The 16,607-nt window shown below is 45.0% G+C and carries 15 protein-coding genes; 2 read left to right on the top strand and 13 right to left on the bottom strand.

Annotated elements, in window-relative coordinates; all coding sequences use genetic code 11:
• Nucleotides 1-36: 36 nt before the first annotated feature.
• The 3 genes from H539_RS0109155 to H539_RS0109145 form a co-directional block, all read right to left on the bottom strand.
• Nucleotides 37-816 (bottom strand): DUF2268 domain-containing putative Zn-dependent protease, encoded by a 780-nt coding sequence (locus H539_RS0109155; RefSeq protein ID WP_026693273.1) that lies wholly within the window; start codon nucleotides 814-816, stop codon nucleotides 37-39.
• Nucleotides 817-999: 183 nt separating this feature from the next.
• Nucleotides 1,000-2,238 carry a beta-ketoacyl-ACP synthase II gene (gene fabF / locus H539_RS0109150; protein ID WP_026693272.1) on the bottom strand — a complete coding sequence of 413 codons (1,239 nt, stop codon included), beginning with the start codon at nucleotides 2,236-2,238 and terminating at the stop codon, nucleotides 1,000-1,002.
• 62 nt (nucleotides 2,239-2,300) lie between these two features.
• Nucleotides 2,301-3,236 (bottom strand): beta-ketoacyl-ACP synthase III, encoded by a 936-nt coding sequence (locus H539_RS0109145; RefSeq protein WP_026693271.1) that lies wholly within the window; start codon nucleotides 3,234-3,236, stop codon nucleotides 2,301-2,303.
• A gap of 291 nt (nucleotides 3,237-3,527) precedes the next feature.
• Between H539_RS0109145 and H539_RS0109140 the strand changes: the two genes are divergently transcribed.
• Nucleotides 3,528-3,767, top strand: coding sequence for a hypothetical protein (locus H539_RS0109140; protein WP_026693270.1), 240 nt, complete (start codon nucleotides 3,528-3,530; stop codon nucleotides 3,765-3,767).
• A 33-nt stretch (nucleotides 3,768-3,800) separates the two neighbouring features.
• On the opposite strand, the gene H539_RS0109135 is transcribed toward H539_RS0109140, so the two are convergent.
• The 3 genes from H539_RS0109135 to H539_RS0109125 form a co-directional block, all read right to left on the bottom strand.
• A complete protein-coding gene (locus tag H539_RS0109135) occupies nucleotides 3,801-3,983 on the bottom strand; it encodes a ComZ family protein (protein WP_026693269.1) in 183 nt (60 codons plus the stop codon).
• Between the two features lie 118 nt (nucleotides 3,984-4,101).
• On the bottom strand, nucleotides 4,102-4,896 hold the full coding sequence (locus H539_RS0109130; RefSeq protein WP_026693268.1) for a hypothetical protein: 795 nt from the start codon (nucleotides 4,894-4,896) through the stop codon (nucleotides 4,102-4,104).
• A 65-nt stretch (nucleotides 4,897-4,961) separates the two neighbouring features.
• Nucleotides 4,962-5,681, bottom strand: a complete 720-nt coding sequence (locus H539_RS0109125) for a hypothetical protein (protein ID WP_026693267.1) — start codon at nucleotides 5,679-5,681, stop codon at nucleotides 4,962-4,964.
• A 321-nt stretch (nucleotides 5,682-6,002) separates the two neighbouring features.
• Between H539_RS0109125 and H539_RS0109120 the strand changes: the two genes are divergently transcribed.
• Complete coding sequence (locus H539_RS0109120; RefSeq protein WP_026693266.1) at nucleotides 6,003-6,191, top strand: YjzD family protein; 189 nt, start codon at nucleotides 6,003-6,005, stop codon at nucleotides 6,189-6,191.
• Nucleotides 6,192-6,321: 130 nt separating this feature from the next.
• On the opposite strand, the gene clpB is transcribed toward H539_RS0109120, so the two are convergent.
• The 7 genes from clpB to argB form a co-directional block, all read right to left on the bottom strand.
• Entirely contained in the window at nucleotides 6,322-8,907 is a 2,586-nt protein-coding gene (gene clpB / locus H539_RS0109110) for an ATP-dependent chaperone ClpB (protein WP_026693265.1), read from the bottom strand.
• Nucleotides 8,908-9,017: 110 nt separating this feature from the next.
• Nucleotides 9,018-9,191: a YjzC family protein gene (locus H539_RS30705; RefSeq protein WP_081415828.1), complete on the bottom strand. Its 174-nt coding sequence runs from the start codon at nucleotides 9,189-9,191 to the stop codon at nucleotides 9,018-9,020.
• 255 nt (nucleotides 9,192-9,446) lie between these two features.
• The gene (argF, locus tag H539_RS0109100) at nucleotides 9,447-10,403 is read right to left on the bottom strand and encodes an ornithine carbamoyltransferase (protein ID WP_035322246.1); all 957 of its coding nucleotides are present in this window, start codon (nucleotides 10,401-10,403) and stop codon (nucleotides 9,447-9,449) included.
• 5 nt (nucleotides 10,404-10,408) lie between these two features.
• Entirely contained in the window at nucleotides 10,409-13,531 is a 3,123-nt protein-coding gene (locus H539_RS0109095; protein ID WP_026693262.1) for a carbamoyl-phosphate synthase (glutamine-hydrolyzing) large subunit, read from the bottom strand.
• Nucleotides 13,524-14,594: a carbamoyl phosphate synthase small subunit gene (locus H539_RS0109090; RefSeq protein WP_026693261.1), complete on the bottom strand. Its 1,071-nt coding sequence runs from the start codon at nucleotides 14,592-14,594 to the stop codon at nucleotides 13,524-13,526. The genes H539_RS0109095 and H539_RS0109090 overlap by 8 nt, the downstream gene beginning before the upstream one ends.
• 76 nt (nucleotides 14,595-14,670) lie before the next feature.
• Nucleotides 14,671-15,825, bottom strand: a complete 1,155-nt coding sequence (locus tag H539_RS0109085; RefSeq protein ID WP_035322237.1) for an acetylornithine transaminase — start codon at nucleotides 15,823-15,825, stop codon at nucleotides 14,671-14,673.
• Nucleotides 15,822-16,604 (bottom strand): acetylglutamate kinase, encoded by a 783-nt coding sequence (gene argB / locus H539_RS0109080; RefSeq protein WP_026693259.1) that lies wholly within the window; start codon nucleotides 16,602-16,604, stop codon nucleotides 15,822-15,824. Before argB ends, H539_RS0109085 begins: the two co-directional genes overlap by 4 nt.
• Between the last annotated feature and the right edge of the window lie 3 nt (nucleotides 16,605-16,607).

The raw sequence follows: 16,607 nt of genomic DNA, 5'->3' as shown, positions 1-16,607 counted from the left end.
CATGGCTTGAAATGCGTGTGAGAACTGTACTCTGGGCTATTCTTCGAAGAATCCTTCCAGGAAGGTTTCAGACGGCTTATTAAATGTTGCCCTGTCTGTAACCAGATGCTTTTCTTTCATATGCGAGACAGCGTGGAATCCTGCTGCATAGCCAATCATCCTTGGGTATCTTCCCAGCCCGTATAAGATTTGATCATGAAGTTCTTCATTTTTCTTCAATTCCAGATGAGGCTTGATGAGTGTATTCCCAATCCTTTTAATCTCTTTGGCAGAGTAAAATCTGGTCCAGTCTGCCAGATGGCGCTCTCCTACATAGGAAAGGACAGCATGCTCTGCAAGCCCCTCCAGAATAATGGAATCCATCAGGGTAAATTGGTTAATATCCTTCTTTAAGAAATTCAGCCTGCACACATGGTGGTATTCGTGCACGAATACAGCTTCGAGCTCCTTATCCGAAAGGCCGGGCGTATAAAACAAAAACATTTTATCCTTAAAAGCAAGGCCAGACTTCCTTCCTTTGGATGAAAAAAAGCCCTGGCTTGTATGCGGAAAAATCAGGATCGGAATCTCTGGCCCATTCCATAATTTCTTATAATGCTTATAATAACCCTCCACCTTCTCCCAAACTCGATTTTTCATCAGCAGTTTAAAATCATATTCTGAGCGGCTTGAGTATTTATACATGCCGTTTCTGGATAAGTATTGATAAACCCTTTGCGGCGAATCTTCATTAAACAGCTTTTTCAGCTTGCTGCAAATCAATAAAGGGCTGTTCAAGTATTTCTTCAGCCACTCATCTGTCTTCAGCACTCCCATTTGCCCTCACCTATTCCCGCTTTCGCAATTTGCTTCATTATATGCATGAAAAAGGGCCGTGGTTATCATTTTCACTTATGGGAAAACGGGCACTTTTGTTACCTGGAAAACATAAAAAACAGGCCCAAGGAGCCTCCACACGCGGAGTTTTTTCCCTGGACCTGCCAGATTGGTTTTATTCAATTACACATATTTCTTAAAGACAAGAGTTGCGTTGTGACCGCCAAATCCAAGCGAATTGCTCATAGCGGCTCCTACTTCCATTTCTCTTGCCTTGTTAGGAACATAGTCAAGATCACAGTCCGGATCTGATTCTTCGAGATTAATGGTCGGAGGCACAATTCCATTCTTAATGGCAAGAACTGTGAAGATGGCCTCTACCCCGCCGGCAGCTCCAAGAAGGTGCCCGGTCATCGATTTTGTGGAACTGATAGCTACATGATACGCAGCGTCACCGAATACTTCTTTGATCGCCATGGTCTCAAATTTATCGTTATACGCCGTACTTGTCCCGTGGGCATTGATATAGCTGATTTCCCCTGGCTCCATTCCTGCATCCTGGATAGCCATCTTCATGGCTCTCGCACCGCCCTCACCGCCAGGAGACGGAGCTGTGATATGATAAGCATCTCCAGTAGCGCCATAGCCTACCACTTCTGCATAAATTTTCGCTCCTCTGTTCAGTGCATGCTCAAGGTCTTCCAGAACAAGAATCCCTGCACCCTCCCCAATTACAAATCCGTCACGGTTCTTGTCAAAAGGACGGCTTGCTGTATTCGGATCTGGATTTGTAGACAGGGCTGTATTCGCACAGAAACCAGCGACGGCCATTCTTGTGATCGGCGCCTCGGTTCCTCCGGAAATCATTACATCCGCGTCTCCGCGCTGAATCACCTTAAAGGCATCTCCAATAGAATTGGTACCTGTGGCACACGCTGTAACAGTACAAGAATTAAATCCTTTTGCACCAAGGATGATGGATACCTGTCCGGCAGCCATATCAGGAATCATCATAGGGACGAAGAATGGGCTGACTCGGCGCGGTCCTCTGGTCAAAAGAGTCTCAAATTGATTCTCGAATGTTTCCATACCGCCGATCCCTGAGCCAATCCATACACCTACGCGGTTTGCATTTGCTTCTGTAATTTCAAGGCTGGCATCCTTCACTGCCATCATGGAAGCCGCTACTGCATATTGAGTGAAGCGGTCCATTTTCCTTGCTTCTTTTCTTTCAAGATAATCTTCCGGGTTAAAGTCTTTAATTTCGGCTGCGACCTTTGCCGGATATTCTTCGGCATTAACCCTTGTTAATGGCCCGATTCCGGATTTCCCTTGAATAGCGTTGTCCCATGTGGTTTCAGCATTGCTTCCAAGCGGTGTGACAGCTCCCATTCCGGTTACTACTACTCTTCTTTTATTCATTCCAATCTTCCTTTCTTTACTGATAAACTGCTTATATTATAAAGGAGTTTATGATTAACAGGTTATCTTCCCCATCTGAGTGCAATAGCTCCCCAGGTAAGTCCTCCACCGAAGCCCACCATGACAAGGAGATCTCCATCTTTGATTCTTCCTGCCTCAAGCTCCTCCACGATGGCAATCGGAATCGAAGCGGCAGAGGTATTGCCGTATTTGTGAACCGTTTTAGTCATTTTTTCAGGAGGCAGTTCCAGGCGCTCCCTCGATGCTTCCATGATCCGGATGTTAGCCTGATGAGGCACCAATAAATCGACGTCTTCTTTTTTCAGGCCCGCCTTTTCCAATACATTCAGGCTGGATTCACCCATTTGCCTTACTGCAAATTTAAATACTTCCCTTCCATTCATCGAGAGGTATTGATCTTTTTGATAGAGATGCTTGCCGCCCGAACCGTCTGCTCCCAATTCAAATGAAAGGATTCCTTTACCCTCAGAAACAGGTCCCATTACAACAGCCCCTGCTCCATCTCCAAAAAGTACAGCTGTATTGCGGTCATTCCAGTCGGTTATTTTAGACAACTTTTCTACGCCCACAATCAAAATGTTTTTATAAGTTCCATTTTGGATGAATTGCCCTGCTGTAACCATTCCGTACATAAATCCTGCGCAGGCTGCGCTAAGATCCATGGCTGCGGATTTTAGCGCGCCAAGTTTTTCCTGCAGCATACAGGAAACACTTGGAAACGGCTGATCAGGAGTTACAGTGGCTACCAGGATCAAGTCAAGATCTTCAGGAGAAACATTTGCATTTTCCAAAGCCTTTTTTGCAGCTCCATATGCCATGTCGGATGTATTAACATCGTCCGCAGCAATCCTTCTTTCCTCAATGCCTGTCCGTGTACGGATCCATTCGTCCGATGTTTCCACCATCAACTCCAGATCAAAATTTGTTAGGATTTTTTCAGGCAGATATCTTCCAATACCTATTATACCGGCATTCATATAAACAACCCCTCTATATTTTAAAATCACCTTATAGCTTATTATCAATTATTAAGACTTGGTACTAATTTTATCTAAAAAGAAATGTTCTGGCAATAGTTTGACATCAATGGAAGGTTTAATAGCGCCGTCACAGCATGTAAACAAATGATCATTTGTTTACTCCCTGCCGCACCCCGGACAATAAGCCCCAATAATCGCAGGCGGTATATTGTTTATAAGTCTAGTCCAAAACGGACCTTCCATCATATAGTACAAGTAAAAACCAATAGAGTGAGGAGGGAAAATAAGATGGATTCTTCACAAAGGCGAGGGGATGCCTTCGCAGAATTTATGTTCGGCAGGAAACCTGAGGCTCCCAGCAGTAAAAAAGAAACATCCACAGCTCAGAAGCTTACAGATCTCACGGCCAATATCGACCTGGATCAGCTGTTCACCCATGTAGACAGCATTATGAATATCTACAGTCAATTTAAACCTGCCATTAAACAATTATCCCCTGTTATTCAATTATTTAAGAAAAAAAAATAAGCTGCGTATGCAGCTTTTTTCAGTTACCCAGATTTACTCTGCAGCATCCTTTTTTCCAAGCTCATATGCTTCCTGCATGACCTTTTGAAATAAATCCATAAAATGCGGAAGCATGTCCATGGAAAGTTCGATTCCCGCTTCTTCAAGCTTTTGTTTTGCTTCAGGAAAATACTTCATCGCAATCGTCATAAATTCCATATTTTTGTTTTGTTCCATTATCATTCTCTCCCTTTAATTAAATCCTCCTTATTATAGCTTAAAGTAAACGATTTACGCATTTTTCAAGCTTCTTTTGGATGGCTGAAGGAGGATAAAGGGATATTTCCTCTTAAAATCATGGCCAATTCATGAGCCTTTGTCTTCTCTTAAAATGATCCAGTTGTTTTTTCAGCCCTTCCTTTGGAGAAGTCTGGACTTGCACCAGGAAGGGAGTAAAGGATGAAAGCCCATGTTCATCATCCTTTTCAGCGGATATACGGATAGGCTCGATCAGCTCCCTGGCACATTCTTCCCAGTGATTTCCTCCGCCGTTCCTGCTTTTGACCAGCAGCCTTTTTTCCGATACGGATAACATATTTGGAAAACAGCTCATTAAATCGTCCACATAAAGAGCATCTTTTTTATACTCCTCACTCATTATGGCATCAATCTTTTTCGTTTCACCCTCTAAGACCGACTGAAAAGCCATCGTACCTGGCTGCCACGGCCCGTAGATAGTTGGAAGAAGAATGATCCTGTCTGCGTTATTTCTATCCTTATTGCAGATGAGATCCTCTCCTATTTCAACAGGAGCCAGGATAATGGCAGATTGCTGCAAGGACCTTTCCTGTTGAATAGCCTTCAATACTTCCAGCCGGGCATCTCTCTCCTCTATAGGACCCTTATAAACATCATAATAAGAGAGAATAAACTCCGTTTTTCCTTCAGCTGGCCATACCTCCTGCCAATCCTCCAGATTCTGAAAAGAAAAGTTCCCATTCCGGCCGATCTCCAGGTACTTTTCCTGTAAGCTTCCTTCTCTTTCAGGGGTATCATCCATTCCTATTACTTCATGACCTGCATCAAGCAGCTTTTTACATAGGTGAAAGTTTACGAACTGGAATACAGGGGCTATGATAAATTTCGTCATACAGACGCCTCCCTAAAGCCTATTGTTCTATCTTATGCGGATAGAGAGAGGAATTTCCTTTTACACTATAGGATAGTTTCATATTTCCTAAAAAAGCTGCGCGCCTGTGCTGCAATTTTATAGCGTTTTTCCGCCAGGAGAAATTGAATTTCCAGATGGCTTTTATTCTGGATGCTTTTATAAAGTTCAGACTGATCCTCTGCACCATTGCCGAGGATATGGATAATCTTCAAAGGAACAGAAATCTCAAGATTTTCTGCTTCTGGTGATCGTAAGAATTCAGCACTTTCCTGTTTGTTCCATCCATAAGCATGGGATATTTCATTTATAATCTTTTTATAAAAGAATTTTTGTTCCTTTTCCTTCTGGATTTTCTTTTGTAAGGATAAGCAGGGATTGAGGAAGACCACAGATCTTATCTGGTCCTTGAGTAGATCTGCTACCTTCATTGCTGTCAGTGCACCGGTACCTTCGGCCAAAATATGAAAGCGCTCATTAAGAATCTCGCTTTTCATGACCATGTGATAAAGCCTTTTGGCCAGGTCTGCAGCTCTGTCGCTCCCCCAGCTTGCTCCATAAAAATTCGAGGAAAACAGCATGTATCCTAACGATTTAAGCTGAGTTACAATTTCATTCCTTCCTGGATGCTGAAGCCAGAAGCTTGTCTTCTCTTCAACAAAATGATTCCGGTCTCCTATGATCATGACTGCGAACCCGCTTGGCCGTTCAGGATAATAAATCATGCTGTATTGTCCGTCCAGCAGAAAGCTGCGTTGGTTGATCATCCGGGTTCTCCCTTTTCATAGAATTTTAAACAGTTGTTTTCTATCTATACTATTATAGCTTGCTTATGCATGCATGGGTCTTTCAGGCAAAAAGCGCATATTTTTTTCATTTTCCCTTTTTATATATTAGGAAATCTGCTAATAGAAAGAAATCAGCATTTCCTAAAAAACTGAATTATGGTAAGATATTGTTGATGCTATTGGCGGCTTTTCTGTACTACTATAAAGGTCCGCCGTTTTATTTCAGCATGATTTAATTTTGTTTCATCTGTTTGGCTACAGGACTTCCTGAACACATACACTAGGAATGAGGTGAACTTCTTGAAAGTATTCTGGACATTTTTCTGGACCTTTTTACTCGTTGAAATGCTTACATATGTTGTGAGCTCAATGAATGGTGTGGATCCAAATTATGCACAAGGTGCAATTCTTGGGGTAGTGGTAACTGTATTGATATTGATTGTGAGTGCAATCATTCCTGACGAACCCGTAAAGAAAACTCAACATTGATTTTCTTTCAGCTTGGCTGGAAGAAAAGGGACTCCGTTCACCGGGGTCCCTTTTCCTTTTACTCAGCTGGTTTCACATATTTAAGGTTTGAAAAGCAGCTGTTATTCAGATTTATTTGAATTTCAAGTCTTTATCTCACTAAAATTTCCAGCCTTCCGTTTTTTGCGTCTATGGTCAGGGAATCTGATGCCGTTCCTTTGATGATTTCCCTCGCCACCGCCGTTTCGATGTGCTTTTGAATATATCTTTTAAGCGGCCTTGCCCCGTATACAGGATCATACCCATCTTCCGCAATGAGTTTTTTTGCGGCATCTGTTATGGTCAGGCGTATGTTTTGATCAACGGCTCTTGCTGCCAGTTCTCCTATCATTTTTTCTGCAATACAGGCTGTTTCCTCAGAGGTCAACGGCTTAAAGAGGATAATATCATCCACACGGTTGAGGAACTCAGGCTTAAACCGGAGCCTCATTTCCTGAAATACATGTTCCTTGATTCCCTCGGGGATTTCCTCAGAATCCCTTTTCATTTCCAAAAGTGAGCCTGAGCCGATGTTTGATGTCATAATGATCACGGTATTCCTGCAGTCAACCGTCCGTCCCTGTGAATCTGTGATCCTTCCTTCATCGAGCAGCTGAAGAAGAATATTGAAAACTTCTCCGTGTGCCTTTTCAATCTCATCCAGGAGAATCACAGAATACGGTTTCCTTCTTACCGCTTCAGTCAGCTGTCCTCCCTCTTCATAGCCCACATATCCCGGAGGAGCTCCGACCAATCTTGAGACCGAATGCCTTTCCATATATTCAGACATATCGATCCTGATGATTTGTTCTTCGCTATCAAACAAGGACCCTGCCAGCGCCTTGGCAAGCTCGGTTTTCCCCACTCCCGTCGGTCCAAGGAAAATGAAGGAACCTATAGGCCTGCCCGGATCCTTTATGCCCGCTCTTGCCCGGAGAATGGCATCTGAAACCAGTTCAACCGCTTCCTCCTGGCCAATTACTCTTTCGTGGAGGATCGATGGCATCCGGAGAAGCTTCTCTCTGTCTCCCTCCATCATTTTTGCCACAGGTATCCCTGTCCATCTGGCTACGATAGCGGCTATTTCCTCTTCTGTAACTTCTTCACGCAGAAGGCTTGCTTCCGTTTTGGAAGCTTTAAGCTCCTCTTCAAACTGTCTAAGCTCCTGTTCCTCTCTTGGAATCAGGCCGTGGCGAAGCTCTGCTGCCCTGTTTAGATCGTATTTATTTTCTGCTTCTTCCAGATCTCTGCGGAGTTTTTCCAGCCCTTCTCTTTTCTTTTGCACACTTTCTAGCGAAGCCTTTTCAGCCAGCCACTTTGCATTCATCTCACGGGACTGCTCCTTTAATTGGGCAAGCTCTTCCCTAAGCTGCTCGAGCCTCTTAACGCTCTTTGCATCCGTTTCCTTTGTAAGGGCGGCCTCCTCAATTTCAAGCTGCATAACCTTTCGTGTTATCTCATCCAGCTCTGTCGGCATAGAATCAATCTCTGTCCGGATCATGGCACACGCTTCATCCACCAGGTCTATGGCCTTATCCGGCAGGAACCTGTCCGAAATATAGCGGTTTGAGAGAATGGCAGCAGATACGATGGCTGAATCATGAATTCGTACTCCATGATGAATTTCAAACCGTTCCTTTAACCCGCGCAGAATGGAAATGGACTCCTCAACATCAGGCTCCTTGACAAGGACCTGCTGAAATCTTCTTTCTAAAGCAGGATCCTTTTCAATATAGCGCCTGTACTCATCCAGTGTAGTAGCCCCAATACAGTGGAGCTCCCCGCGTGCAAGCATCGGCTTCAGCATATTTCCCGCATCCATGGCGCCCTCTGTCCTGCCTGCCCCGACAATGGTATGCAGCTCATCAATAAACAAAATGATTTTCCCTTCACTTTTTTTCACTTCGTTTAAGACCGCTTTCAGGCGTTCTTCGAATTCCCCCCTGAACTTTGCCCCTGCAATGAGCGAGCTCATATCGAGGGCAAAGACGATTTTATCCTTAAGTCCTTCAGGAACATCCCGCCTTACAATCCGCTGTGCAAGGCCTTCCACGATAGCAGTTTTCCCCACCCCCGGCTCACCGATCAGGACTGGGTTGTTCTTTGTTTTCCTGGACAGAATCCTGATGGCATGGCGGATTTCCGCATCACGGCCTATAACAGGATCCATTTTTCCTTTCTTTGCTTCTGCCACTAGATCCCGGCCATATTTGGCCAACACCTCATAGGCGGCCTCCGGATTGCTGCTGGTCACTTTCTGATTCCCCCTAATGTCCATTATTACGTGATACACTTTGTCATAGTTCAGCTTGTTTTTCCCGAAGAAGGTATGGCGGCCATTTTTTATGCTGGCAAGGATGAAATGCTCCACAGAAAGATATTCATCCTGAAGGTCCTCCTTTATACGCTCAGCTTCGTCGAAAATCCCTTGAAGACTTAAGGAAATATATACTTGCGGTTTATCCCCCTGGATGGTTACTTGGGGAAGGTGGCGAAGCTTTTCCTCATAAAATTCCCGGGCATCCCGGACAGGGATCGAGCAGATCTCAAGGATTCTGGGAAGCATTCCTTCCGGATCATCAGTAAAAGAGAGGAAAAGGTGAATATCCACTATTTCCTGATGGTTCCACTCCGCCGCGATCCGCTGTGCTCCCATTAAGCCTTCCTGTAATTTGACAGTCATATGTTCTAATTCCAGCTTCTATCACCTCGGCTTGAAATGTAGTCTCTCTTCTATTTTTACCACAAAAAAGAAAGAAGTGATCCCCTGCGGGACACTTCTTTCTTAGAAAATTGATGATCCGGCCTTCAGTGCTGCGGCTTAGGCGCATGCGCCCAATGCCGGTCATCGTTTGAATTATCAGGAAAACGGTCTCCCGTATTCAAATGTATTTTTTTTGGATTACTCACCATGCTGCCCCCGATGCCTACTTCTACATAGTATCCGTTATTGGGAGCCTTGCTTCCCGGTCTAAAATGCATCTTATCCCCCCCTTTTTCTCTTATTTTCAGTTATTTCCGAAGTAAAAAACATTGATTTTACTGGAAAATCAAAACTGTGTGAGCAAGAGAGGTATAAGACCTTCTTTCAAAAGGCTCTTGTCTAAAAGATTGTTGTTTTTTAAAGAGTCTGAAAGGCAATCCCATTATTAAACAGGTTCATTGGAATGGAAATCAACCACCTTGTTCCAAAGCAACAAAGTTTGCGTAAAAAAAACAGCCTTTTAATAAAACGATTTATTTTAAAAGATCGACCAGGATTGCTTTCTGGGCATGGAGTCGGTTTTCAGCCTGGTGGAAAATGACCGAATGCTCTCCATCGATCACCTCTGCAGTGGCTTCCTCCCCTCTATGTGCCGGAAGACAATGCATAAAGATATAATCTTTTTTTGCATGCTGTGTCAGGTCTTGATTGATTTGGAAATCTTTGAAATGCTTGAGCCTGATCTCATTTTCCTCTTCCTGCCCCATACTGGTCCAAACATCTGAATAAATGATATCTGCATCCTTGACAGCTGAGACAGGATCATCGGTCACGACTAGCTCCGTTCCATTCTTCGCTGCCTCTTTTGCGGCTGACAGCACCAATTCCTCATTAGGTTTATACCCTTTTGGACAGGCTAGGGAGAAGTGGATCCCCATTTTGGCACAGGCAGCCATGAGAGAATGGGCCATATTATTGCCATCACCAATATAGGCCATTTTTAAGCCTTCCAATTCCCCTTTTATTTCATGGATCGTCAGGAGATCTGCAAGGGCCTGGCATGGATGGTTCAGATCTGTAAGGCCGTTAATCACCGGAATCTCAGCATTCTTGGCAAGAACCTCCAACGTCTCATGATTGAATGTCCGGATCATGATCCCATCTAGATAACGGGAAAGCACCCTTGCAGTATCAGCAATCGTTTCGCCTCGGCCAATCTGTAAATCCTGGCTGCTTAAGAAGAGGGCATGACCGCCAAGCTGGAGCATGCCTGCTTCAAATGATACCCTTGTTCTTGTAGATGGTTTCTCAAAAATCATCCCGAGAGTCTTCCCTGCAAGCGGTGTATAGGGCTCTCCCATCACGCGTTTAGCTTTAATTTTCTTAGCCAGCTCTAGAAAATCTTTAATCTCATCTGCAGAAAAATCCGCGATGGCCAGGAAGTCCTTTTTATCGGTTATTTTTTCATCTGTACGGGCGGCATGAATCATCATGTTTACTTCACTCCTGCTTCTATATTTGACTTCCACTCCTGAAGGGAAGTGACTGCAATGGATGCTGATTTCATCGAATCCAGGAAAGCCATAAAGGTCTCTCCCTGAGAAAATACAGGCATCCGGAATTTAACCGCCTGCTTTCTCAGCATTTGATCTTCCTCGGCGGTCCCATATGCAAGTACGGCTGCTCCTCTTCCTTCCTGCAGCCAGGTATTCATATCAATATCCCTGGATAATAAGATTTTGAAGCCGTTCTGTCTGATCCTTGCCGCCTCTTGATTTGTAAGCTTTACATGACTGCTCAGCAAAACTTCATTCTTGATTTTGAAATTCTGGTTTTTTTGGAGAAAAGCCTTCTTTAAGGCATCCTCCCTTTTGCTGCTTATGGATATTCCTTCTCCAGTTGACTTCATTTCTGGCCCAAGCTTTGTATCGAGGCCGCTTAAGGCATAATTTGAAAAAACCGGATATTTAACAGCGACAAAAGGATAAGGTTTCATCTCCTGCTCATTTAATGCGGCAAGAGAGTATTTCCCAAGCAATATTTTTGTCGCAATTTGTACCATAGGTACACCAGAAAGCTTGCTGATAATAGGAACCGTCCGGCTTGCTCTTGGATTAACCTCAAGAACATATACCTTCTCATCCGCAAGTACGAATTGTATATTCATTAGCCCTTTGTACTCTAATTCTTCTGCAATCCTTTTGCTGTATTCCAGGATAAGCTGTCCTTCTTCGCCGCTGATATTCTGGGCTGGGAGATATGCCATGCTGTCCCCGGAATGAATACCGGCCCTTTCAATATGCTCTGCAATCATTGGGATGAAGCTATTTTCTCCATCGGCAATCACATCGGCTTCCGCTTCTCTTCCAGGAATGAATTTATCGATCAGGACGGGGTACGAAATATCCCAGCGGCCATCCAGCTCTTCCTGGAGCTGATTAAGAGAATGGAATACCTTCATGCCTCTCCCTCCGATTACATAAGATGGACGGATGAGAACAGGAAAACCAATCTCCTGGGAGAGCTGAAGCAAATCTCTTTCGGACGAGGCTTCATATCCCGGCACATGGGGGATATCAAGCTTTTGAAGCAGTTCGTAAAAGCGGTGGCGGTCTTCTGTTTGATCCAGGACATCAAAGCTCGTGCCAAGGAGCTTTACTGAGTTTTCCTCAAGCTCCCTGGCAAGATTGATGGCCGTCTGGCCGCCAAATTGAATCAGGACTCCATCAATTTCCTCCGCGTCAATCACATTCAATACAGACTCCAGGGTAAGAGGTTCAAAATAGAGCTTATCAGAAGTGGCAAAATCTGTGCTTACCGTTTCAGGGTTATTGTTGATCATGATGGTTTCATAGCCCTCCTGCTTTAAAGCATACACAGCATGGACCGAACAATAATCAAATTCAATTCCCTGGCCGATGCGGATCGGGCCGCTGCCGATGACCAGAACCTTTTTGCCATCCTTCACCGCCTGCTCATTTTCTCCATTGTAGGAGGAATAGAAATAATTGGTGGTGGACTCAAATTCGGCTGCACATGTATCGACCATCTTATAGGATGGAATAACTCCCATGCTTTTGCGGATGAATCGGATTTCCTTTTCAGGCACTCCCCAGGCATCAGCAAGGAAAAGGTCGGGGAATCCTAAATCTTTATACTCCTGCATTTGATCCTTCGTTACTTCTGCAGCAGCAGAGTTCAAGATTTCCTTCTCAGCCGTAATCAATGTTTTAAAGGCATTGAGATAGAAATAGTCTATTTTTGTCTCTCGATGGATCTCATCGATTCCCATCCCTCTTCTCAGCAGCTCAAAAATTATAAAAATCCGCTCATCCGTGCACTGTTTAAACGAAGCAAGAAGTTCTGTGAATGGGCGTTCCTTCAAAGAATCCAGCTGCAGACCTGTCGTTTTTAATTCCAGGGAAACCACCGCTTTTTGGATGGCAGCCTCCAGGCTCCTTTCAATCGCCATGACTTCACCGGTTGCCTTCATCTGGGTCCCAAGCTTTCTTTCTGCCTCTGGAAACTTATCAAATGGCCAGCGCGGAAATTTCACCACAGTATAATCAAGGGCAGGCTCAAAGCTTGCATAGGTGCTCTTGGTTACAGGATTGATCAGCTCGTCAAGGGTATAGCCTACTGCAAGCTTCGCGGCGATCCTTGCAATCGGATATCCCGTTGCCTTCGATGCAAGGGCTGACGACCTGCTGACCCTTGGATTGACTTCAATCAAGTAATATTGCTTGCTAGCAGGGTCAAGCGCAAATTGGATATTGCAGCCTCCGATAATTCCAAGGGAAGAAATAATCTTGATGGATGCAGAACGCAGCATATTATACTCCTGATCCGTCAAGGTCTGAGAAGGGGCCACAACCACAGAATCCCCTGTATGAATCCCTACAGGATCAATATTTTCCATATTGCAGATGGTAATACAAGTATTCGAGGCATCCCTCATCACTTCATACTCAATTTCCTTAAATCCCGCAATGCTCTGTTCGATCAGGCACTGTGTGATGGCACTTTCCTGCAGGCCCGATCTGACTAGCTCTTTAAATTCAGACATATTTCCAGCAATCCCCCCGCCTGTTCCTCCAAGCGTGTAGGCAGGGCGGATGATGATGGGAAATCCGATTTCTTCCGCAAATTCAATGCCTGCTTCCATGTCATGAATGATTTTGCTGTGAGGCACAGGCTCATCAATCTCATACATAAGGGAACGGAAAAGCTCACGGTCCTCCCCCTTTTTTATGGATTCTATAGGAGTGCCGAGGAGACGGACTCCATGCTTTTCAAGAATGCCAGATTCATGGAGTTCATAGGCAAGGTTCAAGCCCGTCTGCCCCCCAAGGGTTGCGAGCAGTCCATCCGGCTTCTCTTTTTCAATGATTTGATCAATGACTTCCACGGTGAGCGGTTCAAAATACACGCTGTCCGCATGGATCTCATCCGTCATGATGGTCGCAGGATTGCTGTTCACCAATATGACCCTGTATCCTTCTTCTTTCAGGGCAAGGCAGCCCTGTGTTCCCGCATAATCAAATTCTGCCGCCTGGCCAATCACGATGGGGCCTGATCCGATAACTAAGATGGATTGTAAGGTATGATCTTTAGGCATATGCTTTCTCTCTCCCAGTCTGATGTTTAACCATTTCTAGAAATTCATCGAATAAATAATTGCTTTCACACGGCCCTGGATTTGCCTCTGGATGGAATTGGGCTGTAATGATCGGCAGGGTGCTGTGTGCAAGACCCTCGATGCTTTTGTCGTTCACATTTTTATACAGAACCTGCAGCGGGGTTTGGGCAAGGCTCTTTTCCTGTACTACATATCCATGATTCTGAGATGTCATAAGGACCCTTTTTGTTTTTACATTCATGACGGGCTGATTGGCTCCCCTATGTCCAAATAACAGTTTTTCTGTATTGCCTCCAAAGGCCAGGGCCAGGAGCTGATGGCCAAGGCATATTCCTAAGGTCGGATACTTCTCGGCAATTTTCTTAATGGATGGAAGAATCCCAGCCATCGCTTTTGGATCCCCGGGTCCATTTGACAAAACAATACCGTCAGGCTTCAGTGATTTGATCGTTTCTATAGAAGTACGATAAGGGACAGTCGTCACTCTGCAATTCCGATTTACCAGCTCCTCCAGAATGGAGTGTTTAAAGCCAAAATCCATCAAGACAATGTGCTGGCTCCCTCTGCCATATGTTTTAAGCTCAGTCGAAGCTACCTCGCTGATAACGGTACTTCTTTCCTTCATAGTTGGAAGCGAGTCTGCTGCAGCAGAAAGCCTTCCCTGCATGGATCCGTCTCTTCTGATTTTCTTGACAATCGCTCTGGTATCTGCTTTTCCAAGCATTGGGATATTCCACTTATCCAGATATTCAGCCAGTGAGCATTCAGCCTGAAAGTGTGAATGCTCCATATTTCCTTTAAAGACCACCACGCCTGCTGCATGAGGAATCTTGCTTTCAAAATCTTCCTTATTGATTCCATAGTTTCCAATCAGCGGATAGGTGAATACAATAATCTGCCCCCGGTAGGATGGATCTGTCAAAACCTCCTGGTAGCCGGTCATGCCTGTATAAAATACCACCTCACCTTCTGCCTCCTGCGCTTTCGTAAGCCATTTCCCTTCAAAACAATTTCCGCTTTGCAAATGTAGATATCCTTTCATAGTCCACCCTCACAACTTGTATATTTATATATCCAATCGTATTTTTATACATTTTTATCCATAGAAACCCTAGGTATCAAACAGCCTGGGTCTTTTTAGCGAATAAACCTGAAATCATATTAGCCGCAGATTGAATTTCGTCTCTCGTCACAGTAAGCGGCGGGAGCAGACGGAGCACGTTTGGCCCCGCTGTCAGCACAAGCAGTCCTTTATCCTGCAAGACTTCCAGATATGGAGCAGCTTCCTCCTTTAACTCTATTCCGATCATGAGGCCTTTGCCCCTGATTTCTTTTACGACTTCTGCATTTCCTAAACCATCCTTTAACCCCTGCAAAAGAAGCTTTCCTTTTTCATTTACCTCCTCCAGAAATCCATTCCTGGAGATTTCTTTTAAAACTGCTTTAGCAGAGGCTAAGCATACCGGATTTCCTCCAAATGTAGATCCGTGACTCCCCGGGCCAAAGTGTGCTGAAAGCACCTCACTGCCAAGCATCGCTCCTACAGGCAGCCCATTGCCCAGCCCTTTTGCTGATGTTACGATATCAGGCTGGAGATTAAAATGCTGAAAAGCAAATGCTTTCCCTGTTCTGCCGATGCCTGTCTGCACTTCATCCACTATAAGGAGGGCGCCTGTTTTCTGGCAGATTTCCTTTATTTTCTCAATATAACCCTCTTGAATCGGACGGATGCCGCCTTCTCCCTGGATCATTTCTACCATGATTGCTGCAGTATCCTCACCGCATGCCCTCTCCAGTGCCTCCAGATTATTAAATTCTACATACGAAAAGGATTCAAGCATTGTTCCGTAGCCGGTCCGGACTTTCTCCTGCCCGGTCGCGGCCATGGTAGCAAATGTTCTGCCATGGAATGACTGAAGGCATGTAACCACCTTCGATCTGCCTGTCGCTTTTCTGGCAAGCTTGATGGCCGCCTCATTGGCCTCTGCCCCGCTGTTACAGAAGAAGACACGATCCAGTCCAGATAGCCCGGTTAACAGAGAAGCAGCCTCTTCCTGGATTTGTAAAGTGAAAAGGTTCGATGTATGCCAGAGCGCCTCAAGCTGCGCCTTTACTGCTTCTGTTACAGCAGGATGACAGTGCCCCAGATTCAGCACACCGATCCCAGACGTGAAATCTAGATATTCCTTCCCTGATTGATCCACCAGGCTTGTTCCTTCTCCTTTTACAGGCTCGATGTTCCATCGTGCATATGTTGGAAAAAGACTGCTCATTTGACTGCCTCCTTGACTGATTTACTTTCCGCAATAAAAGCCGTGCCGGTAAACCTTCCTTCTTGATAAAAAGAAATCTTTCCACTTGCAATCATTGCCTTGCCGGCTCCCTGTTCAAGAACCGATAATGCCGTCTCGACTTTCGGCTTCATTCCTCCATAAATGGTCCCATCCTCAATAAGGGTCTTTGTTTCCTGTTCTGTCAGTTGTGCAAGGACAGACCCTTCCTTCATGACTCCTTCTACATCCGTTATAAACACGCAAATCTCTGCGCCCAGTGCCGCAGCAGCCGCACCGGCCGCCATATCCGCATTCACATTCATTTTCTGCCCGCCTTTTTTCGCAATCGGCGTCAGGACAGGGGTATATCCCTCCCGCAATAAGAAAAGTAAAAGTTCCTTGTTCACAGCGGTCACTTTACCCGTCTGCCCCAGATTCTCCTCATCGATATAATCAGCTTCCAGGATATCGCAGTCCGATCCATTCAGCCCTAGAGCCTTAAAGCCTTTTTGCCCCAGCATCTCTACAAGCTTCCGGTTCGTCCTGCCCGCTAGCACCAATTCCACGATTTCCATGACGTCAGGTGTTGTTTTCCGCAGTCCGTCCTTGAATTCAGGCTGGATATCATATAACTTTAATGCTTCATTAATGTCAGGGCCGCCTCCATGAATGAAGACCAGCTGACGGCCATCCTGCTTCAGCTCTATCAGACTCTCAAAAAATGATTCTGATAGATTATTCAAAGTGCTTCCTCCGCATTTGATAACGATGATTTCCATAGC

The sequence above is a fragment of the Peribacillus kribbensis DSM 17871 genome (assembly GCF_000430765.1).
Lineage (GTDB): Bacteria > Bacillota > Bacilli > Bacillales > DSM-1321 > Paraperibacillus > Paraperibacillus kribbensis.
This window is presented reverse-complemented; position numbering and strand designations above follow the sequence as displayed.